We start from the raw sequence: 26,217 nt of genomic DNA, 5'->3' as shown, positions 1-26,217 counted from the left end.
CAGGGTATCTGCGGCCGAGCGCAGCACACCGATACCGTCGCCGTGCCCGATCGCGGTGAACAGCTGGGACCTTCGCGACCAGCTTTCGTCGCTGCCATCCGAAGCCAATTCGCGAGTCGCGTCGTAGGTGAGGAGTTCCCGCGCCACGATGTCCCCGGCTACGGCGCGGGCGTCGACGACGGCGTCCTGTGCCATCGCGCCCGGCTCAGCGGTGCGCGAAGGCGCCCCCGCACCACGCGGTGATCCGGCAGTGAACATGATGGCTACGCGGGTGTCGGCGGGCGCATGCCGCTTCGCTTTCTCGTACTGCAGGCAGGCGTGCACCGACCACTGCGCCAGATCGGTAAGCGGGGTGTCGGCTCCCGCGACGTTGAACGCGATGAACGATGCGGCATCGGCCTCGCCGATCGAGACGACAGCCCGGCCCGTTCCGCCTCGTGTGACGGGGTCATAGGAGACCAGCAGCACCGGTGGCGCGGCGGAGCCGGGGACGGCGAGTCCGTGGGCGCTGCGTCCGATCTCTGCCAGCTGTGTGCGCAGTACGTCGAGCTCACGTCGGCGCTCGGGCGGGAGGCGGGAGGACTCGAGGTCACGGGCGAGCGACAGCCGATTCGCCAGGTCCCGCGCCCGATAAGGGATGCCGCCGACAGCGCCGATGATGTGGGGATACCGCCTCAGCACCGCCAACTGCATCTGCGACACCCAGAAGTCCGTGGCTCCCGCCAGCAGGCTGCCGATCGGAACGCCCCCGCTGATCCATCTTCCGAGCGCGATCCACCATCGCATGTTCCTCCCGACGCTGTCGAAGGTGCTCCGGAAAAGATCGACGGAATCGATGGGGGCCAACAATGACCGAATACCACCCTCCGGTGCGCCTGCGATCTGTAGCAAGTGCTCCGCGGTTGCGGTGAGGGCACGCTCGTCGTCGGTGATACGCCAGTCCCAAGGCGCATCGACATCCAGACGGTGCCGCGCAAGGGCGTAATCGATACCCGGACTCTGACTACCCAGCCCGTGCAGTGCCCGCATTCCCCAGCGGAGAGATCGGACGATGGAGGACTCGAATGCTTCGTGGAAATAGTCCGAAAGCACATCGTGTATGCGTCGCGCGCGGTTTTCGGGTGATCGGCGGGAGTCCGCGAGGATGATGTCTTCGTACAGTCTGTGTACGTTGTCGGAAGCGTCCCGCAGCGCGTGGCGGGCGGAGCTGTTCGTGAAGCGGGTGCTGGCCTCGGCCAGCAGACTGTCGGCCTGCCTCAGGTAGTCCAGCCCCAAGGCGGAATTGCTGGTGGGTAGGAGGTAGAACGCCGCGTCGAGCAGGTCGGGCACCGCGACGGCGACCGTCGCGGCGAACAGCCGGTCCGAGCCGGTGCGCGCTCGATCGAGCGCAACGGCGTGGACGGGCAGCGACTCGAAGATCGTGGCGTACTTCGGTGAGAAGAGCTCGCTCGATCGCAGCTGGAGCAGCGTATTCATGACATAGGCCCACTCGGTGACCATTCGAGCCATCGTCGGGCTGCGCACTTGGTCCCCCAGGAAGGACTTCACAAGGCGCACATGTTCCGTGTCGAGGGCGTCCCCCGGCCGGAACGAACCTTCCTCGCGCCAAACGCCGTGCCGGTCGGCTTCTTCGATATCGCGTGCTATCTGCGCGATATGCGCTGGGACCGTATGGTGCATGGCAGCCACCGACCAGCGGTGCGCACCGGACGTGCGATCACCGCGAACGCGGCGTCGAGCACGGCGGTCATGGCTGCATGCAGGTCGGAGACGGTGCGCCGGCTTGCTCGCAGCCACGGCGCGGTAGCGAACAACTCCCGATAGGTGGTAGGCGTGGTGGTGGGAACGCTGTCGCCGAAGCGGCGAGTCGCTTCCGCCACGATCGCGCCCAACAGGCGTGCGGGATTGATCACCTGGTCGGTCAGTGTCGGCGGATCGCCGCGATGAATGGCCGAGATCAGTTCGGTGACCGTGCGGGTGAAGCCGGTCAGCAGCTGGTGGAGGTTGTCGTCGGTGAGACGTGCGGCCCAATCCTTGAGGTCGCTGAATGTGGCATCGACACGGAAGTTCGACAGCGCGGCCCTCGCGATTCGCTCGCTTCGTCCACCACCGAACGCTCCGCCGGCCGGGTCATCCGGATGCGCGGCATGTGCCACCACGCCGTCGGGCAAACCGCGAAAGGGATCGGCCACCGCCGGGGCCGGGCCGAAACCGAGCCCGTCCAGACCGCGGGCACGCTGCGGTGGAAGGTCCAGTGCCGTAGCCGGATCGAATACCACCTGTGGATAGGTGCCCGGGCGGATCTCTTCTGCCCGTTGGGCGATCCTCTGGCCGTGGCCCAGAACTCGCGGATCAGCCGGGGGCGCGGGACGGTTGGCGGTGTGCGGAGTGGCACCGTCGCCTGCGGGTCCAGGCGGAACGAGCAGTTTGCGCTCACCCGAGCTGCTGTGCGCGGCCGGTAGCAAGGCAGCGGTGTTCCGGCAGGCCGCGCAGTTGTCCAGGTGCTCCTTCACCTCGGCGCCGACCCTGCGGCCCAGGCCTCGGAGTGCCCAGGCGCCGAGCCGCTCCGTTGTGGTGCGGCAGGACTCCGGTAGGTAATGGGTCAAGTCGTGGAGCAGTACCCTGCCCGCCGCCACACCTTGACGGCGCAGGTACGGACGGACGACATCGTCCAGGTACCGCACTTCCAGCGGTTTCGTGGCGATCTTGTCGAAGATGGCGATCGTCAGATAGCGGGTGAGCAGGAATTCCGGCGACTGCGGCTCCAGCTCACGGCAGCCGGGGAAGTGCAGGGTCCACAGCGCGTCGTGGTTGAACATCAGCCACAACGCGTATTCCTCCGGCGTGAGCACCGGGTCGCGCCCGGACACCAGCAGTTCGTAGCCTTCCGCGTAACGCCCCGCCACCATGAGGTTGTGGCCCTCCGCGCGCAGCAGTCGTCCGCCGTTGTAGGCCATCTTTCCCTGGCGAATCAGCTTGGTCTGCGGTAGCTCGTCCCCGGAGACCGCCGCCCAGAACCGCCCGAACGGCGTTCTCTCCTCCGCGTTGGCGGGGGACGCCTCCCGTACCTGCGTGTCGTGCCGCATGGTTCGGTTCTTCCCGGCGTCGATCGGCCCACGGCCCGGAATGACCCGGCGTTGCTCGATGGTGGCCGGTCCAGGAGTCGCATTGGGGGCTCCGAGCAGTCGCTCGGCTGCGAGCGTCAACCGGACGGCGGCGTCGACGCCCGCATAGAGTGGCGTGCGCCGCAACGCCCGCCGCCTCATCCAGGCCTTCCGCTCCGCACTTTCGATCCATGCCCGGCCGGACAGCTCTCCTTCCCGAGGCATCGGGAATTCCCAGAAGTAGTGGAAGATCTCCTTCCACGGGCGCAGGCGTTCCATGAGTTCTTCGAGCGACGGATCGGCGGGTATCACGTACGCGGCGGGCACGATCAGGCTGTCGGTGGGGTCGGCTGGCACGATCAGGCCCGCGGGCGATGTGCGGATACCGCCGCTGGTGAAGCCGCGCCCAGCGGGTTGCCCGCCGTTGCCGCCGGTGCGGGATGCGCGGGCGGCCGTCGAATCCGCTGCGGCAAGCGGTCTTACGTCGAATGACGGTCGGGGTTGCCGACCGGGGCGTACGAACGCGTGCGCGTCCGGTCCCACGTTCGGGCCGAAGGCGTGGAGCATGCCGGGGTCGAACCGCTGCCCAGGCGGCGTGGTCTCGACCCGCGGCCGCGCGGTGGCGCCCGGTGCACGGCCCGGTGCCGACCGCACATTCGAATCATCGGCCCCCGCATCGGGTGAGACAACGTCATCGTTTGGCCGTCCCGGTCGATCTGTCTCCGGTCCGGGTGTGCGCCCGGCCGGGTCCGTGCCGGATCCGAAACCGGGATTCAAGCGCACGGTGATGAACCGTGGACGGTACTTCGAGACGTCGCCGATGACGCCCTCGAAGTCCAGGCTGTTCACGTTGTAGCTGACGATCAGCGTGTCTCCGGACCGGAGGTCGGGATGTTCATGCGCGTTGTATGCGTACACGTTCCGGTCGCCGTAGGTTCCGTCGATGCCGGCTTCGGGGGCTCGGTACACCACGGTCGGTGTGGTGAACGGGCCGGTGGGCGCATCCGAGAGATACGCGCGGATCTCCGCGCTGAACGGGACGCTGGTGTCCTGGGTGATCAGCAGGTAACGGTCGCGCCATCGGGTGACGCTGTACTCGTTGGCGACGCCCGACAGGAGGGGCGCGGAATCGCTTTCCTCCGGCGACCAGCCTTCGCCGTCGAAGAACTCCCATGGTGCGCGAAGGTCGTCGCCGAGCACCCTGGCCACGTGCATGTACTTGTCGCCGCCCGAGTCCTTGGTGCCGTAGACGTAGGTGTGGGTGCCGTCGTAGTCCAGCCACGCCGACCACATGACCCCGGTCCGAGATGGCATCGGGGTGAGGTCGATCAGCCCGAGGTTCTCCGCGTCGAATCTGGCGAGCCGGTTCTCCTTCCAGGAGATGCCCCACATGAGATCGTCCGGGTCGGTGTTGACGAACCGAACCAGCATGACGTTGAGGACGTTTCCCGTGACGTATCCGCCGCCGACCCAGAACATCTGCCCCTCCGGCGCCGGCACCACCGCGGTCGGGGCATCTGCCGTCCCGCCATGAACGGTCGACATCCGGCCCCGGTCGTCCACGACGAAGGTGTTCTTCACCATCGGGCTCGTCGCGGGTCTCGACCCGTCGGGGTGCACGGTGCCGAGGAACGTGTCGGAGAACATCCACAGCTGCCTGCCGTCCGGCAAGCGCCGGGAGTACGTGCTGTCCGCACCGGTCCAGCCGCCGCCGGTGTCGCCGTATGTCGCCAGCGCGGCCGTGAGTTCCGTATGGGGGACCGCTTCCAGGATCAGCCCCGTCCCGGATTCGGCCGTATCCGAGAGTCCCGACGCGTTCGCGTCTCGTCGTGCTTGCTCCGGCTGCGAGCGGTCGGCGGACTCGCTCGCCGCACGCCGTTCGGGAGTCAGATGCTTCATCAGCAGCGCATAGAGCACTCGCTGCCCATCGGTCGGCTCTTCTGTCCGCACGACTTCGACGACCGACTCTGCGAGAGCCGCTTCCTCGTCCAAGTACAGATATCGATGCGGAGACTTGTCGTCGTCGCGCTGGGCCGCCCGGCGGCTGAACCGGGAGAATTGAGATCCGAGCCACGGCCCGAAATCCTTCTCATAGCCGTGTTGCCCGCTGGCCTTTCCTTGCAGCCAACGAGTGAGCAACGCGGGAAACACATCATCCAGAATGGCGCTACCGGCATCGGCGACCATGACCGTTGCGAAGCGATACATCGCCTCGTCATGAGTGCGGTGAACACCATATCTGAATCCCGCTACCCGATCCGTTGGGTACTCGTTACGCAGGTACTCTCGGTTGAAGACTATTTCTTTCGGATCCTCGCCCTGCATGGCCCTGATGGACAGGTTCATCGACCGAAAAGTCACTGACCGGATTTCGACGTCGGGGAAAACGTCCCATATGGCGTGCAGTCCTCTGAAGAGCGCACGCACTTTCTTCCCATCGGCATCCGAAAAGTCGGCCCCTATCACCGGGATGCCGCGTTCGGCCGCGAACGTCGCCGCGAGATCCCGCGCGTTCTCGGATCCTCTGCCCCACTGGATCCGCGCGTGCCGGGCGACCTCCGGCAGAGCGGTCTGGAGAAGATCCAGCGACGTCGGATCGCTACGCAGCTGCGCGAACAGCAGCCGATGCAGTGTCCGTGCCGCGTCCGAAGCGTTGCCCCGTCCGTTGACTTCCACCTCCGCGACCGCCGCTCGCGCGGCCTGCCAGACATCGAAACGGCTCGACAGACTACGTCTTCTGAGGTGAATCCGGCTTCGTGGCTCGAAGACGGAATCGCCCAGCTGGCCGCGTAACCAGTCCTCGAAAGCGGTGTCCTGATCGCCGTTGCGATCGGGTCGCGAGCCGAGGTAATGCGAATACAGATAGTCGAAAGCGCGTTCTCGCACGACGCCGACTCCGGCGTCGACCAGGACGGCACCGATCGCACCGACGATCGAGCCATAGAGTTGTTCACCTGCGGACTCGGACGCGGAGCCGAGCAGCCGCGGGTCCACGGTCATCGAATCGATGAAAATCTGGCCGCTCTCGTCACGATGGACCGCCACATGGATGCCTTTACCGCCGCCGACTCTGCCGACCGCGACGACGGCACCGCTGCGTGCGCTCAACTTCCGGTATTCGGTGAACATGTGGTCGATGCCACGAGCCACATCCCGGGCCCGCTCTTGCTCATCGAAGCCGGACAGCTCTACCCGCCACGTCCGCCGCAACCACACGGCGACTTCGACAGCCGTACCACTGCGCAATACCTCCACGCCCGACCGGTCCTGGGGCCCGCCCACCGCGTCTTCCAGGAGTTCAGCGGAACGGTCGGCACCGAGCTCCGCTTCGGATCGGTCGCTGTTGTGCTCGAGCCGCACCGTCTTGCCGTGGTGCAGGTCGCCGCCCGCGCCAACGGGGTCATCCGCGATGATCCGGAGGTCGTCGGGGATGTAGCCCAGCTCTCGAATCCTGACGAACCTGGCCAGAGCTCCCTCGACACTACCGTGGTGCAGACCGGCGTCTTCGAACGCGGCCCGCATGTGGTCGATGTCCACGGCGCGCATAGCGTCCAGAACTTCTGGTTCGAGTGGATGTTGCTCCCCTTGGTGGGCGGCGACGAAGGGGGAATCGATATCGATGTCGAATGGATCGGCGGAAACGGGAAACGACCAAGCGTGGTCGATGGCGAGGAGGTCGCGCTGGACGCCGCGCTTGACGGTGCGCCAGTTGCCCCGGCGGTCCGATTGGCCGATGGTGGCGTCGATAACAGCCACCTGCTGCTGCTGTACGACCGAATACTTGTCGATCGCCTCGCCTGGTGTCGAAACGACGAACTGCTGGATCATCCCTGGCCCCGAGCTGTCTTCCGGGCCGATGACTCCCTCGGTGCGCGCGGTCGCAGGTATCCGCCCGAAACCGACGATCTCACTGAAGCGGTAGGCCGCTACCTCGTTGGCGGTGTAGGTGTCCAGTTCGGGGTTGACGCTTTCGGCCTCCTTATTCGCCCCCGCTTCGGGTTTGTAGATGTTGATTTCACCGTCGCTGGAACGCATTTTGCGGACCACCGAACTGGTGTTCCCCTTGTCGGGGAACTCGACATCGGTGATCAGGCGCCGGGCCGCCATGGTCGCTTCGGCGACGCTGGGTTGGTAAAGGGCGCGCGGTGGTGCGGGGCCGGGCGAACGTGTTGTCGCGGCGGGGTTTTCCGGCCCGGTGCGGTCGGCTCCGGTGTGGGGGTCGGTCGTCGCCGCGGTCGAATCATCGCCTCGGTTCGAGTGTGGTCCAGCTGTCGCGGTGGTCGGTGGTTCCTCGGCGACTTGCGGTTCAGGAGGTTCCCCTGCGGGCGGACCGGCGTCCGGCCGAGTACCGTCGTTCGGCGCGGGTCTGCCGTTCTCGTCGAAGAACATCGCGCGCACGCCAGGCAGTTCCGGTGATCCCAGCGGCAGATGGTGGTTGGCCCGCAGCACGCCTTCGCCCGGATTCCTGACCTCGATTCGGGCCGTGCCGCTTTCGGTAGCGCGACGCACCAGCAAGTAGGAGCGGCCGTCCTCGACTACCAGCGCCGATACTCCGTCACGATGGCTGTCCGGTGAGTGGTCCCAAGCGCGAAGCTGGGTGATGACCTCCCCGACATCGGTGAAATGCCGCAGCTTGTGGCCGGTCGCGGTCTCCAGTACGTCGGCTGCGCTGTCCTGTGGGCGGAGCCCGGCAGGCACCTCGATGTCGGCGCGGCCCGTGACATCCCTGAAGTCGTGCAACAGCAGCAGAACACTGCGGCCTTCCCCGACCACAGCGGCCTGTCGCTTCGCCCACTGTGCCAACGTCGGCGCAGGTGACGAACCATCACGCGTGACTGTCAGCCAATGCAATATCCGCGCGGGATCGGTCAATGTTGAGGAAGATCCCACCGCACCGGCCCTGGCCCCTTCCGGTACTCCCTCGACCGGATTGAACGTTGCTGTCTCGGAATGCGGATCGGACAGCAGCGCGTATGTGGGAAGAAGTGCGAGCCATTCGGTGAATTCGACATCCGCCGGGATCAGCTCCGAATCACGATAGAGCGCATAAGCCGACCGCAACAACGCCATCGCAGGAGCATGGAGCATCCAGTTGCCATCGTCCACGACCACGTGAATGAACTCGTGGTGGATCAACTGGTAGATCAGGTCTTCGGCCGACTCCGCATAACGGTGGTTGGAGACCTGCTCCGCCCACTCCCGCCGTACTTCCGGGTCGGTGAAGATCCTGCGGTTGACCGTGATCGACGTGTAGTGATCCTTCGCATCCGGAGTCGTGGTGCCGAAACTCCGGGTCAGGCCGAACTCCTCGATGTCGTCGAACGTTACGTCCCGTAGGGCGAACCGGCTGCCGTACTCCGCTATCCGGTCGCGCAGCGCGCGGTCGACGGATTCGACGGCTTGCGCCGGGACGACCGAGTCCTCCCATCCCACAATGCGGATGTGGTGGTCGTCGTACAGTTTGCGCACGATGCGGGACTTGGCTGCGAGATCACCTTGCGGCGGCGGCTCGTCGACAGCGCCGTCGGCGTCCGATCGCGGCTCGTCGAAGCGAGCCCAGATCTCGCCCCACTGTTCGACGTCGGACACGGTGGCCGAGTCGAGCAAGGTCCGTACTCCTGCCTCGACCTGAACGTCACTGAACAGCGGAGCGTGCCAGGTGAACAACTCGTCGTCGGGAGATCGTTCGGGACGGTACTGTTCGATTTCCAATGCCATGTACAGCGAACGGGCATCGGCCTGGGTGGACAGCCGCAGCATCAGCTTCGCCTTGATTCCGTGCAGGGCTCGCTCTTCGTCCCACTGCGAGACGCCAGCTCGCTGCAGCGCGCGGGTATAACTCGTCATATACCTGACCGCGTTGAGCCCGGCCGCTCGTACCAGCTCGGCCGCGGCCTCGATCTGGGCCGTATCCCGCCAGTTGTGCTCGCGCAGCATGTCGCCGACCGCTGTCGCCACCGTCTCCACGTCCTCATCTGTCGTCAAGCCATCGGACGCGAAGAACGGCAGGAAATCGAGGTTGAGTTCGGGGCCCAGTGGTCCCGCGGTCGTCGGGAGATCGCGTACCGCGGCGGCGGCAGCCTCATCCGGCGAGGGATTGAACAGCAGGTCCGAGTAACGCACCTGGTTCCGCACCACTCCGGCGCTCGGCGGGTTCTGCGGATCGGGCCGGTTACCACGGGCAAAGCCACCGCCGTCGATGTGCGGCTCCGCGAGTCTGTCCGTCCGTTGGTGTCTCGGCACCCGGCCGCCGCGGTCCCAAGGCGCTCCGCGGTCGTCCAAGGGGTTGACGAGGTCGGGAACGTTGCCGATCATGTTCGTGCGGGCGGGCGCCGGGTTGGCCGGAGCATCGTCGGAACGCGGTTGGTCACGGGCAGCTTCGAATGCCGCGATCGCGGCGGCCGCGCGAGGCTCGCGCTCGGGCACAGCGGCGGTATCGGACGTGTGGCTTCGCAGCCAATCCTGTAGTTCCGGTTCGTAACGACGACCTCCACGCCCCCATGGCCCGGGGCCGAACTCGACACGGACCGAATCGTCGTCGTCGGGCGCGGTCGGATTGCCGGACCTGGACAGCTGTGCTGCCTCGGCATCGACCGTCGAAACCCGGACGGTTTCGACCATCGGCCAGGACCGGTACGGCCAGAATGTGAACACTTCGGGAGATCCGTCGACGCCCAAGCGCCCGGTCGCCACTGCCACATGACCGAGTCCATCGAAGAACACCAGGTCGCCGCGGTGCGGCAGTATGGTGTTCGGCCTGTCGGCGTGGTACTCGTGTACGCCGTGCGGCGCGAGGAACAGCAATGACAAATTGCCGTGCTGGCCCACTTCCTCCGCGGTGATCTCCGTGCCGTCCTGCCATTGCATCGCCGTGCCGCTCGCCTGCGGGACGGCAATCGTGTTCCACCACTCGAACCGGATGTACGACTGCAGATAACCACGGTCGAGCACCTGGGCGAGAACGCCACCGTACAGCGGCAACTTGATGCAGTTCATCATGTTGTTCACGGTGACTGCCGGCGGGCGGGAATCAGGCGTGGCCGTGAGCGCCCAGCGGTCGAATCCGTGGAACTCGAGTGGGAGTTTTCCACTGGCCCAGATCGCTTGTCTGCCGAGTAGTTGTGTTTCGATCACGTCCGCGACGATGGATCCCGCTTCGGCGGGGGTGAGATCCTCGGGGTAGGCGATGGTCGGTACCTCGGGGACGGTGAGTTGTCCGGGATCCACAGTTATCGGCGCACCGGCTGCTCGGTGCTTGGCCGCTGCCTGTTCCAGAATCGCGATCAGCGACATTCGGTCGGTGTGACCGACATCTGCGGTCGCCGCCTTGAACTCCTGTAAAGCAGCCGGATCGTCCAGATAACGCCGGTATGCCCCGGAGAGCACGTCGTCCGGGCCGAAAGGCAAGCCTGCGGTCCTCTCCCGCAGGGTATGCCACGCACGCTCGCGCGCCCGCACGGCGGCCTTCCGCAGTTGTTCGGTCAGCCAAGCGGCGGGCACCTGCGCAGCGGGGCCCGACGGCTCGCCCGTATCCGGCGCATCCTCGCCGGCAGGTGTCGTCGCCCGCGGTTTTGCGGATCTGTCTTCGGCGACGGGCAGCTCCGATCCGGCTTTCCCACCTCGGGTGAATCCACCACCGTCTATGTGTGTTTCCGCGATCCGTTCGATCCGCTTGTGCCTGGGCACCGGGCCGCCGCGATCCCAGGGTGCGCCGCGGTCGTCGAAGGGGTTCACCAGGTCGGGAACGTCCCCGATCAGACCTGCAGGCCGGGGGGCAGCGGGTTCGGGCACACCGGTGGTCGAGGCTTCCGGTTGCTTCGCCGGGGCGGGCGGATCTGCGGAATCCAATTCATCGGGCGCCTCCGAAGCGTCTGAGGCGCGCCGGACTGCGATCGCGGTGAGCACCGTGCTGCCACTGACGCGGAATCGCCCGGAAAACAGCGGCGAGGTGGACGCGTCCGATCCGGCGATCACCGGAAGTACTTCGAAGGAGCCGGAATCGGGATGCGCGGGATCCGGGCGGAGGACGACCTCGATTTCGTTGTGGCTCAACTCGGTCTCGGTCAGGCCGGACTGCACGTCTATCGCGTTGTCCTTGGCGGAAGCCAGCACCTGAGTCCAATAGATGCCGGGATGCGCGGAGGATAGTTCCCGCAGGTGCGAACGTTCTCGGTGTCGTGTGATGCTCGGGATCGCGGCTCGGCTGACCGGTTCATGATCCTTGGCATCGAGACCGATGGCGCGGTACATCTGGCCGGGGGCGGCTGCCACAGCCGCATATCTGCCGGTGCCGGCGGTATCACCCACCAAATCCGCAGGCCAGCGTGGTTTTCCGGTGGGCCATGACGGAAGCGGCTCGTTTTGCAGTCCCAGATCACCTAGCAATTGCTCGGCGGCCAGCCGCACCGTCAGCGCCGGGCTCCGTCCGCTGTCGAGGATTTCGGCGGTGTGCACATCGGCGGGCAGCACCTGCCGGAGGATGGGCTGCCCGGTCGGCTCGGTGGTGACCTCTCCGATGCTCCCGTTCGGCGCATGGTGGGACGGACTGTGCTCACGGGCCTCGGTCACGATCCCGCCGTTGTCGACAGTGACTATTCCGAGACGAATGGCCTTCATGACCATCGGTAGCTGTCCGGGGGCCCCCAACTCCGCACCGATTCGAGCGGAATGGCGCTCGACGGTCTCTGGTGTCACCTTCCGTTCCCGCGCGATCTGCTGGGCCGTCTTTCCTTCGGCCAGCAGCTGAAGCAGCTTTCTGTCCTCGTCGGACACAGTGAAAAGAGTCGATTCCTCCGTGCCGGTATCCGTCAGCAGGCCCCAGCGCTTGGCTTCGACCACGGTGGCGATCACGCCCACCGTACCGAGCTTCTTGGCGGCGCTGGCGCGGTAATTGGTGACCGTCTCCGGCCGCAGCCCCAGTCTTTCCGCAATCTCATTGCGCGACAGGCCCTGAAGGGTCATATCCAGCACCTCGACCTCGCGAGGCAGAATCCCGATGTCGCCCATCGGCTTAGCTCGTTTGCGGGGGCCGTCCGCCGGGGATCCGGTCGTCGAACTCACTGCCGCGGCGGACGCCGACGTGGCGTCGATGAGTCCCTCTCGCGGCCCTGGCCCGGCGGCCGGACGGTCCTGCTCCGCGAGCCGCTGCTCGTCCGGTACCTCGGAGATCTCGTGTTGCGGCTCTGCCTCCGTCCTATCGCCGGGTGTGCCCCATTCTCGGCCGTCGTCGGGGTTGTGGTGAAAGGCCAGTGCGGGATCGAGTCCCGGAAGCCCGCGCATGTGGCCGAATGGTCGGCGGCGTTGACGGACCGGCGGCAGGTCGAGCGCCGCGCGCTCGTCGACGATGTCGTGGAAGTTCACTTCCGGGCCGGGGTGCGTGCCATCGCTTCCGCGACCCCCACCGGCCGTAGTTCGTTTCCAAGGCGTAGGGCTGCTGGGTTTGTCCTGCGCGAGCGGTGCGGTACCCGGCCGGGACGACGAAGCGGCGCCGCTCCACGGTGTCTGCCTGCGCTGCTCCCCACGGGATTCCTGGGCCGGCGCGTCTTCGGTCGAAAGCCTACGGCGGTGGGCGTCGAAGATATCCTCGAGAGAAGCTGAGTCCCGAGCCGGGAGGCCCCAGAATCGGCGGGCTATGGCGTAACTCGTCGCGTACTCCGCGATTCTGTGGGGGTCCGGTCGCGGCTGCGAAACCAGTTCCACCGCGCCGTGAACGGCTCGACGGACGTGCAGCAAGCTCGCGTAAATCGGCATATTGGGTGGTCTGAGGCGCGACGGCACGTAATCACCGGCCCCGCGGTGGTTCAGCCACGCCCAATCCAACGCCGGATCCCCGATCAAGGCTCCCGCCCAACCTGTTATCGCCGCGATCCGGCCGCGATCGATCCGGATGTGCTCTCTGCCGAGACTCCCGTGCAGCACCTCGAACCGCGCCGGGATCATGAAGATCGCGCTCTCGAGTACCGCGGCCAACGGGTCTCGGCCGGGGATCTCCAGGTCGGTGAACATCTCGGCCCAACCCGCTTGCCGATATCGCGAGAATTGATCGGTCCACTCATCGGCGAGAAACCGCAGGAATCCCTCTGTGTCCCGATCCTCCGGGAATCCGGGAAGCCACTGTCGCAGCGGTTCCACCGGTACTTCGCCCAGCGCTCGCCGCAACCCTTCGATACTGCGCAGCACCATGGCGCGCAGCCGATCGAACTGGAAATCGGACACGACGGCGCCCGGCGGCCGCTGCTCGATGAGCGCCGGCGTCGAAGAATCCAGCACCCGGCCATCCGGGAGCCGGACGTCCGTCAGCAGGTGCAGAACCTTGCGGAACCGCTGGACGTGGGGCGGCATCATCTGCCACAGCCGATGCTCCGGAAAGAGCGGTCCGCCATCGGCCGCGGACGCATCCGGGATACGCACGATGAAATCACCGACCGTTGGATTTCCACTGCGGACCGCGGCTTCGAACAGTACGTGGGCCTCGTATCGAGTCATCCGGTATCCCGAGTCGCCACCCATATACCGGTACTGGTCCGCAGGGCCGACGACGCGAAGCGGCGGTGCGACTCCTTCGCGCTGTACGAAGGTCACCCCCTGCCGGTCCGCGGCTTCCAGAACGCGACGCTTGGTCTCCGGTGCGAAACCTCCCGCACCGCGCAGCACCTTCTCGGCAGTACTCTGACTGACCCCTGCCTCGCGGGCGACATCGCTCGTGGTGGCCGTCTGGAGCAGGCCTCGGCTCGTATAACTCTCGCGCAGCTCCGCGGGAACCTTCTGAGCCAGGAATTGGGCCACACGGTACACCCGCATGTAGATCGTCTTCGGCTTGATGCCTTGCGCGGCGGCCATTTCGTTGACAGTCCGTCGTTGTATGAAGAACTGCTCGAATGTGTTCTGGTAGAGCGGATCGAGTCCCCGCACATAAGGCGCCAGCACAGCCGTGTCGTGCCGTTGCGCGGCCCGCGTGAGCATCACCGCCTCGTGGTCGGTGAGCAACACACCACCGGTGAGCAACGTGGCCAAGGCCGGGACGATCTCCTGGTGCAAGGTGGCCTTGAGTCTTCTGGGCGAAGTGTCCAGCGCCTTCGCCGCTTTTCCAGGTGGCGCAGTGCGCAGCAGCAGGAGAGCGGCGATCTCGCGCTGTCGCTCGGGAAGCATGGGGATATGCCGCTCGAGTTCGGCCGGGTCCGCCTCCTGGACGGTCCGCCATTGCTGCTGGCGCTCGGCACTCCGTCCACCCGCGACCACACCGAGTTCTCCGGCGACCACCTCGACCACGCGCTGCGCGGCCCTGCGCTCCAATTTCCGAACCGTTCGTGAGCCCCAAGAGGACGGCATCGATTCGGCGATCTGCGTCGCCGACTTGCCCTGCTCGAACCGCCAGACGAGGACCTTCCGATGGTCGGGCGGCAATTGGCGCACAGCACGCAGTACCGTCGCGCGATCGGCTTTCGCCAGCAGTCCGCCGCGCGGACCCGATGCGGTGTTTCGCGAGCCCACGTACGAGGCCCATATCCCGTCCCGCAGCCGTTCGTATCTTTGCTGCTCGACCAGAACATTCCGCGCGATGACTCCGAGCCACTGCTTGATGTCCTGTCCTTCACGCAGCTGCCCGATCCTCGCGGCAGCACGAGCGAATACCTCGTCGGTCAATCCCTCGGCCGCCGCTCGATCGCCATCCACTCTGGCCGCCATCCACTGGACGATCGGCTCCGCCAAGTCTGCCCGTAGCCGGTCGAACGCGACGCTGTCGCCATTCCGAGCCGCGCGTACCAGCGCAGGCGAGTCGGGCACTCGCCGGCCGGAGTCGTTCGGGGCCGTCGGCGATCCGGTGGTCCGAACGACTGTCCCGTCCGGCGTTCGATCCGGTTCGCCGCCCCGTCCCGGCTTCTTGAACGCCCACGCCTTCGGGTCCACCTTGTCACCGAAGGCGTTCATCATGCCGGGATCGGTCCGCCGCGCGCCGTTGCGATCCGGACGGTGGACATCGAGTGCGTCATCCGGCCGGACCGGACCGTTTGCGGGCGCAGCGGTGGGCGGCTGGGGAATACGGGCGCCGGGTGCCCTGGTCTGTTGCCAAGGTGTCGGGCCCGGTTTGCTCGTCGCACCGGATTCAGCGGCGCTCGGCGGGCGATCCGAGTTGTCCGATGGGCGCTGGCTCGACGGCCCGCGCGGGTTGCCGGAGTAATCGGAGGCCATCGACCAGGGGATGCCTGCCTCGGCCAGGGCTGTCTCCAGTCGGTCGTCCGGCGGCTCCCGATGGAAAACCACATGGTCGATGTCGGCGATCGTGACACCACCGTGGATCTGGGCTTCGATGTAACTGTTGCGAAGGAACCTTTCGCCCGCATAGTCGCGGTCGATGCCTTCGAGTCCGAAATAGGCGAGTTCGCCATGGTGGCTCGGCGTAGCAGCGAATGATTCGGGCTGGGGATCGGTGACGCTGCTCGGAATGGCCTTCACGCCCCATGGACTGCCGACGCTCGCCGTAGTCCTCGACGCGACAGCGGATTTCAGTACGACGTCCACGCCGCCGTACTCGTCTGCCACTTCGCCCTCGTGCTCCCACGAGCCACGGGTCGTACGGACGCGTGCGTACACCGGCCGCGATTCCGCCGCGAGATCGAGCGCGTATCCGAACAGTTCCCGTTCGAGCTCTGCCCTGCGCTCCAACTGCACTCGGCCGATCACGCTTCGGGCCGCGGTCTCGAAGACGGTCTTGAATCTCCGGCTGTCGATGACCTTGTGCAGCGTCATGGCTCTGACCCGAATGACGATGTCGCCACTGAACGCACGCCGCAGCTCCGCTGTCATCAGCGCGCGCAGCTCATCGGCCGTGATTCCCAACTCCTGGGCCAACGCCGCGGCCCTGCGCTCGTTGCCGACGTAACGCTCGGCGTAAGCACGCTCTCCGTCGTCGGGAATGAGTCGTTGCGCCTCGGCTCGCAGTTCCCGCGCCCGCGGATCGCCGGCTTGCTCGGCATCGAGAATCCGCTGCCACAGCTCCATCGCTTCGTCGCTCGGCCTGCGGAACTCCGGCACTCGACTGTCGACAGTCGGCCGGCCGTCCACATCGTGCGTGATTTCGGGCTGCTCGGTCGTCCCAGTCCCAACCCCTCGTGCCGTGACCGGGATAGGGGTGCCGTGGACCGCCCTGAGACCGGCCATGCTGAAATCCGGCCCCGATTCGTCGAACTCGAACCAGGTAGCGGTTTCACCGTCGGATTGCCCGTACCGGTGCGTCATCAGATGGAGTTTGCTCAGGGTGTATATCTTCGCGAAATCCGGGATTTGCACCGATGGTTCACCGTCCGAGCCGGTTATTTCTACGCGCATGATCCGGCGGCCCGGAGTCCCGGTCTTCGCGGCCGTGATTTCCGCACCGTCGGTCAACCCGGTATACATCGCTGCCAGGTCCAAGGTCAGCTTGATGAACGAACGAGCATGGTCGTCGTTGGCCCAGTCGTCCACGAAGGCTCGTACGTCACCCTCCAAGATCTGGCCGGACAACGCATTCCGCTGACTTCTGTGCGGTACGGTCAGGTGAATTTCGGTGGTCTCTTCGGCGTGTCCTTGCGGTGGCTCATGTGGTCTGTACTGCCAGTCGAACTCCGGCTCCGGGGCCGGGGTGAATTGTGCGATGTACGCATCTTGTTGTGACGCGGTCAGTCGTACCGCGGGGCCCCACCCGACGATCTCCCGATCGGCATCGGGCAGCCAGAAACTATCGGTGTTGCCGAGGTGAAGCAAGAAATCGGATCCCCACCGTGGGAACTTCCCGCCGGCACGCCGGAATTCCTGTAGATCAGCGATAAACGTTTGATCTTGGAGATCCAAACGCTCCACGATGCCGTTGATGGGACCGTCTTGGCCGGTGTCCCCACCCCAGATCGAGATGGATTTCGTCGTGAAACCGGCTTCCCTCAGGCGGGCATGTAACGGCATCCCGGATGTTCCGGTAGTTCGCTGCCATATTTCCTGGTCCTCGGTGATGTGATCCATCCCGATCTGGACCGCGATAATCGCATCGGGGTCTTCCGCCACGATCTGGGAAATTGTCTTGGTGATGTGCGACTCGCGAATATCCCGCAACGGCGATCCGTGTTCCGAACCGGGAATCCTGACGTCGAACGGTACGATTTTTATTCCTTGGGCCGACATCGCCCACACGAGACCGAGGTATCCGTCCCGGGCCGGACCGAGTTCGACGCCGGAAAGGTCCATCGGTATACCGGCGTTCACCGCATCGATGGCCGGATGTGGCGGCGCCTCGATGCCGAAGTGCGTGACACCGGCACGGCGCAGCGCTGCAGCCTGCCGCTCGAGGAACACTCGTCCGGATATGTTGCTGTGATCTTCACCGAGCAGGAGGATCTGCGTATCTCGCGTCAGCGCCTGCCAGTCCACCGGTTGCCTCTGCTGCACCGCATGCCCGAGAAGCCTCGACGCCTCGGGAAGATCCGCCAAGAGATCATCGATCGCTACGGGACCCGGTACATCGTCTCCGATCTCATCTCCCTGGTCCGCGAAGGGCAGCGATTCGGCGGATTGCGCGACCGACTCGGCGTCGCCGACCGGGCTATCAGGTTGCGTCCACCCGGGTTGAGCAGGTGGATCGGACGCATGCTCGTCCTCGGCCGCGCCCGGCGTCGGCGGTACGGCATGGCCGTAGGGACGGGCCAGCGGGTCGTTCTCGTCGTGGTGGAAGACGCGGGGGTCGGGGCCGGCTACGCGCCCGAACCGTCGGTTCCGGGCGGGCAGGCCGAACGGATCGACGTCCTGGAAGGAGACTGTCGGGCCTGGGGTCTGTTCGCTGCCACCAGACCGCTTGGGCTGGTCGGGAGCGTCGGCGCGGGAGGTGTTCTCGTCGTTGTTCGCGTCCTGCTCGGCCGCGGCCCGATCGGCGGCCACGGGAAGTGCCGTCCGCAGCCTTTCCATGGCCGCCGCCATGAGCTGCTGAGCCTTGGTCAGTGGGATGCCCAGACGTTCACTCACCTGAGCGAGCGACAATTCCGCGTCATCGAGAAACTGTAGTCGCAGTATTTCCTGTGCGAGATCTCCTTCGGGAAGTTCGGAGAGAGAATCCCATGCCTCCGTCAGTCTCTCGGTAGTGAAGGATAATTCAGCCGGTTCGGAGTCGGTGTCCTGTGCCGGTTCCTGCGCGGGGATCGCGACATCGTATTGATCGCTCTTCGAATCCGCTCGGGTCGGTGCGTCCAGTCGTGTCGGTCGCCCCGCCAGCGCTCGTGCGCTGGTGACTTCGGCCGTTGCTATCCCCAATACTTCCGCTACCTCGGAATCAGCAGGGTATCGCGCGGTTTCGCGGTACTGTTCGTCCCGGTATCTGTCTATCTTGCCGAGCAGGTTGCGGGTATCTCTGTCGGTGATGCCGGGATAGCGGTAGTCATAGAGCGTGTCCAGCATCGCGTGGCGCGCATGGGATGCGGCGAACGAAGCAAAATTCCCGGTGAGTGGAACGAAGTTCGTAACAGCTTGCAGAATGGCGATGTTGGCGATTTGAATGAGATCTTCGCGTTGCTGGTCCGGAATGCGCCAGTAACGTGTCGCTATCGGCGCGACCCAGGCGTAGCGTTCGATGATCCGATTTCGGACCGACTCCTCTTCTGCCGAGCCGACCGGGGTGGCTATCAGCTCCCAAAAAAGGGCCTCGTCGGTTTCGTCGATTGGCTCGACGCCCGGTCGAGCGTAATAGAGCCGCAGGGCCGAGACCAGCGTATCGTTCGGCATCTCCAACGTGTCCCTGAGCTCTCGAAGGAACCGCAGACCCGGTCTGCTCCTGCTCTCCGCGTAGACCAGACCTCGCTTACTCCTGCCGACCCGCTCCGCGAACTGCTCCTGGGTCATTCGCTGATGCAGTCGCAGCGCCTTCATCCACTCGTGCACCGTTCGGTAGTCGGCCGGATCGGGAAAGGTTTCGCCCGCGGGATTCATGCGGTAGCTGTATCCCCACGCTTCGGCCAAATCGTTCCACGGGCCCGCACGATGCAGCACACGGTCATAGGCGGCGAGCATTTCGAGTTCTTCGGAGCGTGCCGTCTCGCCGGCCTCGTGTGAGCGTATCGTTTCCGCCGTGTATCCGAGGATGCGCGCCGCGTCCGCAGGCTGAAGATTATTCAGGCTTCGGAAGATCTTCAGATACTCGCCGAATGACCTGGCGACACCCGGATTCGGAAAGACCGGTGCTTCTCTGGGCAGGTACGAGAAGGTCTCGGTGATCTCGTCCACGGTAACGCCGTAGGTATATCGCAGCTTCTCCAGCATGGCGGTGATCATTTTCTTCGCGGGTGAGCGTGTGCCCCGCTCCCAGACTTCGACAGTGCTCTTGGACTTTCCGAGCAGCTGAGCCATCTGTGCTTGCGTCAAACCGTTCGACTCGCGAAGGAACCGAATATATTCGCCGATCCGCGCATAACCTTCCGGAAATATCTTCTTCCCCCAGCGCGACAGCAGACCCGGATAGTGCGCGGCCACGTCCGTGTAGATGGTGTGTCCCTCGGGAAGTATTCGGCGCAGCAACGCCCGGACGTGTGCTGTTTCCAGGTCCGTTTCGCCCAGCTCTGCCGCCTGCCACGTGCCCGGCGTCGCGCCGACGAGCTCATCGAGTTCTCCCGGCGACAAACCCGAATATCGGCGAACCGCGGACAGCCATGCCGTGGTGTCGGCACCTTCCGGCCGGGGGATCGGTACTGCCTGTGCCGACGCATCGTTGCTCGCCGGACGTTCGGCAGAGTCGGTAGTGCTCCGTACCTCGGGTGCGGGCACGTTCTCGCTCGCCTCGGCCGAGTGCACCGAGTTCTGCGGTTCGAACGCCTGCCGACGTTGCTCGAGTTCGGTGATGATCGCGTCGACGAATTCACCGAGTGGCAGCATCCGGTCGTTGCGCCCGGTCAGGTCCAGCTGACTCAGTCCACTGCGGAAATCCTGGTCCCAGAAAGGGTAGATATCGAGCTCGACCACAGAGTCGCCGGAACGGTACACAGTAGGCTCGGCCATGACGTTGCGAAGCGACGCGTGCAGCCGCCCGCGGTTGATTCGCGCCCGATGGCGCAATCCGCGGTCGATACCATCTTGTGCGACGTCCGCCGGGATACCGAGATGGTTGAGCGGAGCGAGGGCTCTGGCGATCTTGGGGATATCGCGATACCGCACCGCGATGGCCAGCTGGCCGGGAACGTTCAAGCGCAGGTGGCGGACCGGTTCTATGGCATCGGCCAGCCATTGCGGCAGCTCGTGAGCTTCCCGCACTTCGAAGCTGGAATCCCCGACCGTGACGCGTAGCAGGCGTTCACCGGGATCACCACTTTCCTCCAGCGCTACCCGGACAGAACCGTCGTCGCTGTTCTCCAGTGTGATCATCACATGCTCAGCGAGTTCCAGTCCCGCGTCATCGATCTTGTCGGCAGGCCAGTCGAACAGCTGGTCACTCAACTGATCCCAGGCTTGTGAGCCCGCGCGCATCCGCGCCGCCTCGGCCCTCGGGTCAGGCCCTTGCGCACGCACCACGAACTCGATCGCGGTGGGCTGGTCTCGGGTAGGCGTCGTGTCGACGGCTGACGCGGGAGTCTCCGCAATGCCCGCGGTCTCGGCATTGTCGGGTGATGGTGACGCCGGGTCGTCACCGCGCGGCCCATGCAGCTCGAACCAGGTCGATTTGCCGTTCTCGTGCACCGTGGCCCCGTGGGCGTCCGACAGCATGGCGACGAACTCGCCGCCGCGCCCGCGCTCGGCGTCCCAGTCCGGCATGCCGGTCCGCTCCGGGACGACTTCGCTGTCGTCGGTGACCGTGAATCGGGTTTTGCGGGTGTCGTCGGTATCGGTCGCCGTGGCTATGACCGCGACCTTGCCTTGGGTCCACCGCAGCGAATTCGCCACCACCTCGGAGAGCAGCAGTTCCGCGGTGTCGATCTGGTCTTCGCTGAGCCAGGGCAGCTTCTGTGGCAGCGACCGCACCCATCGCCGGGTTCCGGCGGCACCGCGGACCCGCTCACCTTCCTCGCCGATCGCGCCGATCGCTTCGCTGTCCTCGCGGACGACGAACTCCTCGCGCACCAGGGGTGCTGATGGCTGGGGCCGCTTGCGTGGCTTCGGCCGCGGGACCGGTTTCGGTGTCGGCGTCGGCACCGGGGGCTCCGGCGTCGGCTGTGGGGGCGGAGGCGGGGGCGGTTGTTGTTTGCGGGGGCGCTTGCGCTGTTCCGGTTCCTCTGGATCGGCACCCATTCGGGTGACCAGGCGCTTGGGCTCCGTCTTCTTCGGTGGTGGGGCGGGTAGCAGGGGTGGGACGCCGCCTATGGCCGGAAGGCGGCTGGGGTCCTCGCTGTATTCGAGGGAGTGTGGATTCAGTTGAGGGGCCGCGGGTTTTTGGGGAGCGCCGGGGGCATCGGGGCTCGGTTCGGTCGCGTACCGGCTCGGCATCGTGAGTGAGTCGGGCGTCTTTCCCAGTCCGGCGTCCAAGCCGGTTTCCGGTGCGGCGAGATGGCGATCCGACAGGGGATTGGTGATGTCCGGAGCGCGCGAAGAGGTGGGGCCAGAGGTGTTCTCCGGGTCGTCGGGGTTCTGGAAGGCGCGGCCCAAGTCGACGGAATCGTTGGGCAGGGGTGTCAGGGCGGGTGTGCGCGGTATGACAGGGATGGCGTCGGCGGGTGGTTCGTCCTCCAACGGGTAGGAGACGCCGGGGATGGTTATGTAATCTCCGGACGGCTTCTTCTGGACGTTGTGGTCCCGGGGGTCTTGTTGGACGCTGTACTCCCTGGGGTCTTTCTGGACGTTGTGTTCGCGGGGGTCGTCCACGACGGTTCCCGGTGGTGTGGGGAACTCATCCGGATCGGCGGCGGGTTCGTCGTCGGCGTCCGGCTGCGCGGTCGCGGCGGTGGGGGTCGTCGGGGTCGCGGACGAAGTCGGTGTGCTCGCGTGGGCGGCGGGGCTGTGGGCGTCGGGTGCGGCGGCGGCCAGCGGTGCCGTGTGTGGGCCGGTGCTCCGCGAGCCACTCGGCGGTGTGTGGCCAAGCGGTGGCCTCGGTTCGCCGGTGGGCGAGGCGCCGCTCGTAGTCGTCGGTGCGGCCGATTGCGGCGGGTTCGATGGGGCGACGGGGTTTCGCGGCCCCGGCGTCGCGTGTCCTGTCGCTGCGGGGTCGGTCCGTGGGCTCGGAGAACCCGCGTGTGCGACGGGGTTTGGCGGCTCCGGTGTGGCGGAGAAGGGCCCCGACGGTGCGGGGTCGGCCGTCGGGCTCGGCGCACCAGCCTGTGGGACGGCATCGTGCCCGTCGGTCCCGCTAGTTATGGGTGGCGCATCGGCAACCGATTGCGCGTGCCCGGCGACGTCGTCCGTTCCAGCGGCCGACGGTGTGGTGTCCGCCCCTTGAAGCGGCGCTTCCACCGATGACGCGGTGGCATCCGCACTCGACGGCGGGGTGTTCTGCGCCAGTTCCGCTTCCAGTCTGGCGATCTCCGCGTCGAAATCGATGTGGTGCAGCGGTTGTCCGTCTTGGGTGGTCGCCCCCTCCTCGAGCGTTCCACCGACCGGTCGGGGTCCCGCCGTGTCCTGGGCGGGATTGCCTGCCATCTGCTCCGGCGCGAGCAAGTACATCTCTCCGGCAGGTCCGTGTTCGATCATGAACGGACTCGTGTACGAACTGCTGCCGTCGTCGAAAAGGACTTCGGGGCCGAGCGCGGGAGTCTCCGGTTGGGTGAGGGTCCCATCGGCGATCAGATCGACCCGCTGGTCCGGACGTACCTGAGGATCACTGATCTGGAACTGACGGCTCGGCATGGGCGTGACCGGACCGCCTTCGGGGTGGGCTGCCACGGCGACCGGAGTGCGCGCGATCGCGGTATCGCGCCACGCGGGCGGTGCGCCGCCGTGCCCGGACGACGACGGCGAAGAGGGCGACGACCCGCCAGAGGGGTGGTCGGGCGCGCTCCCGAATGTCGTTCCGCCGGTGCCGTCCGACAGGGGTCCGGGATCCTCGCCCGCCATGATCCGGGCGATGGCGTCATCGACCATATTGCGGACGATTTCGTCGCCCGCGGCCATCATCTCCGGCGACAGATCGTCGGGCGGGTCCATCGACCCGTCTCCGGACTCGGCGCGCCGCGCCGGCGGCGCGTCCACCTCGCTGGTGGTGGACGTTGGCTCGGGCGCCGCCGTACGAAGCTGCGGCGGCCGGCCATCCCCTGGCGCGGAAATCCTGGCCGGCGGCGCGGCGTCGGGCGGCAGGCTCGAATCGAGGGCGGGCACCGGTTCGCTCAGGTTCGTGTTCGCACCGGCCCGTCCGGCTCGCACGGACGCCCCGACCGACCCGACCAGGCCCGAACCGAACCCGGTCCACACCATGGTCGCCAAGTCCTTGCCGCGCAGTTCACCCCCCGTGAGACCCCAGGCGGTGAGCCCGCCCGCCAGGCCGCCGGCCATACCGCCGACGCCGCCTGCCGCCACGGTGCCGAGCACACGCCCGCCCGCTTTGATCGCGAAGGGCGCGACGCGACGACCGACCTCGACACCGACCAGACCGCCCGCGGCGCCTGCCGCCGCTCCGATCCCGACCTTCTGCCAATCGATCTTCTCTCGGTGGCCTTGGGCCATCTGGACACGTTGCGCCACATAGGGAACGCCGCCGCCGATCGCGGTTCCGAAGAACACGCCCTTGGTGGCCAGCATCAAACGCGGATGTTCGGCGACGAACCGCGCTGCCTTCCCCAGTATCGCCACCACCAGGTCGCGGCGGGCGAGTTCCATCCCCACCCTGGCCTCGGCGCGATCGGAGATCGCCTTGACGATGCTGCCGGGCGGCGGCATCGCCATATCGATGATCACCTGGGCCAGCAGCGCCGCGGCGATGCCGACGATGACGTACTGCTCGTACTCGATGGCCGTGGCGTTGTCGTACAACTGCCGGGCCATGGCGTTGTTGAACTCGATCTGCGCCTGGATCTGGTCGAGGACTTTGCGGTACTGCTTCTGCATCTCCGCGCCGGCCTCGCCCTCGACCGCCTTGTCCAACCGCTCCAACGCCGCCTGCAGCCGATGCCGCACCGGTGCCAGCGCGTTCGCCGCGTCCGACCACGCGTCGCCGTCGCGGCGCATCCCCTCCGGATCTCCCTCCGGAAAGTGCCCCAGCACCATGTCGGTCAGCCAGCCGGGGAAAGAGTCCGGAATCTGCACCATCAGGCGCTCGATTGTCCGCGGGCGTGCTCGATCGCCAATCGGTGCAGCACTTTCGCGGGCCCGCAGGCGCTCTCGCCGCGCAGTTCGACTTCGGTGAAGGCTTCGACCACGGCCGCGCGGGGATCGAAGCGGTCACCGGGGAAGCAGGCGCGGACCAGTTGGGCGCGCCACTCCCGATAACCGCGCACGATCGCAGCCAAAGTCTCGCCGCGGTCCCACGGGCCGCTGATGCGCCGGTACTCCATGAGCAACGATCGTTGCGCCGACTGCCGCACGTGGGCACCGGCCGCCACTTCCAGTATCCGGCCGAGGTCGCGCACGATCGTGGCATACATCGGCTGCTCCGCGGGCCCGGCCACACGTTCGCCCGACCGAACCGCGGCCTCGACCTTTTCCGCGAGCAGTGCCGGATTCCCCACCGCGACCCGGTCGAGCAGGATCCACCCACCGGTGACCGCATCAGCTGTGTCGTCGGACGCGCGACCCGGCGCCACGCGCGAGACCGTGCCGTCCCGCAGGTCGGTGATCTCGATACCGCCCAGCTTTATGAACGGATATTTGCCGAGGATTCCGTCGACGGCCGCGGCGATCTCATCGACCGTACGTCTCGACACGCCGGAGTCTTCGAATCCGGCGATCCGGAGGCCATGGCGTGCGGCCAGCGCGCGTGCGGCGGCCACGGCGTCGGGATCGGTCCGCACGTGGGAGCGTTTCGCCTCCGCCGGCGCGGGTTTCGGCTTGCCCGCCTTGTGGCTCTTGCCCGGCCCGACCGGTTTCCCCGCGTCGGGCCGAGGCTCCTTGCGGCGCGGCGGAAAGACTTGACCCGGTGCTCGACCGCCGTCGTTTCGCGACCAGGGCGTGCCGGGCGCGTTTCGCATCCACGGCGATTCGGTGGGTGGCCTCGTCCATCGGGTCTCCGGCGACCGCTGGACGGCCGCCGGTCCGGACGCGCCGGGTTTGGGTGCCGCCGCGGGCGACGGTTCGGTGGCGGTAGGCGTGGCGGTGGCCGGTGACGACGGGGTACGCCCGGTCGGCGCGGCGTCCCGGGCGGTCGGCGTGGCACGGTCCTGGACAGCAGGAGTCGAGCCGGGGTCGGCGGCCGGCTGTCCGGACGAGCCGGTATCGCCGGCCGGGCCGTAGTCACCCGGGTTCATCGAGCCGGGCCCGTACGGGTCGCCGGTCGGTTGATAGCCGGGTTGCGCGGTTCCCCGCGCGGCGGTGGGGTCACTCGCCGCAGCGCTGGGGTCGGCGGCCTGAGCGGTGGGCCTGGAGGGGACCGTCGGTTCGTCTGCGGAAGTTGGCGCGGTGGCGGCGGGAGCGGGATTCGGTCTGCCGGCTTCGGGTGTGGAGGGGGCTGGCGACGGCGCCGGATCTCGCGGCTGGTCGTACGGCGCGTTGCCGACCGGGGTGGAGTGGAACGGATCCTGTTTGCGGAGCTGGGAGCCGATGTTCCGGTCCTGGTCCAGCATGACCTCGCCGGTGTCGGCGACGCTGCTGCTCATCCCGTGCAGATTGTGGACCAGGTTCTCGAAGCCGGTGATGCCCTTGTCGGCGGCGGGCTCGTAGCTGTCGCCGAAGGCCCGGCCCGGCTCGTCGTCGCCCCAGCAGTTGCCCTCGGCGGCGAGTCTTTCCTTCAGGCGGGCGAGTTCCTCCTGCGCGGTGTCGGCGATGGCGGCGAGTTCCGGGGTCAGCGCTCGCAGCAGGTCGGTGTCCACCCGCAACGCTTGACCCATGTCCCGGCAAACCCTTCACCTGCGTCGACCACACCGAGAGAAGACATTGTCCCCTCGGAGCGCACCTACCCGGTGTTCTCTGTTCTCAGAATTGGGAACGGTCTTCGGCTGCACCGTGGCGCAACGGGTGCCGCGCACCGCACGGCTGCGGGCCCGGCGACCGCCCGATCGTTGGCCGCCCGTATGCCGGTCGCCTTGGACCGGCGATC

General features: G+C 66.6%; 2 protein-coding genes. Both read right to left on the bottom strand.

Annotated elements, in window-relative coordinates; all coding sequences use genetic code 11:
* Nucleotides 1-1,643: 1,643 nt before the first annotated feature.
* Complete coding sequence (locus ACH49X_RS09130) at nt 1,644-24,275, bottom strand: sigma-70 family RNA polymerase sigma factor (protein WP_357207597.1); 22,632 nt, start codon at nt 24,273-24,275, stop codon at nt 1,644-1,646.
* A complete protein-coding gene (locus ACH49X_RS09125; RefSeq protein WP_357207599.1) occupies nt 24,275-26,008 on the bottom strand; it encodes a hypothetical protein in 1,734 nt (577 codons plus the stop codon). The genes ACH49X_RS09130 and ACH49X_RS09125 overlap by 1 nt, the downstream gene beginning before the upstream one ends.
* Nucleotides 26,009-26,217 lie beyond the last annotated feature (209 nt).

Source organism: Nocardia sp. NPDC019323 (genome assembly GCF_044389845.1).
In the GTDB taxonomy this organism is placed as follows: Bacteria; Actinomycetota; Actinomycetes; order Mycobacteriales; family Mycobacteriaceae; genus Nocardia; species Nocardia implantans.
Note: the sequence above shows the minus strand (reverse complement) of the source record. Positions and strands in the feature narration are given on the sequence as shown.

Excerpts from the sequence above, each read along its gene's own strand:
- ACH49X_RS09130 (WP_357207597.1), bottom strand. The coding sequence starts at position 24,275 with ATGGTGCAGATTCCGGACTCTTTCCCCGGCTGGCTGACCGACATGGTG.
- ACH49X_RS09125 (WP_357207599.1), bottom strand. The coding sequence starts at position 26,008 with ATGGGTCAAGCGTTGCGGGTGGACACCGACCTGCTGCGAGCGCTGACC.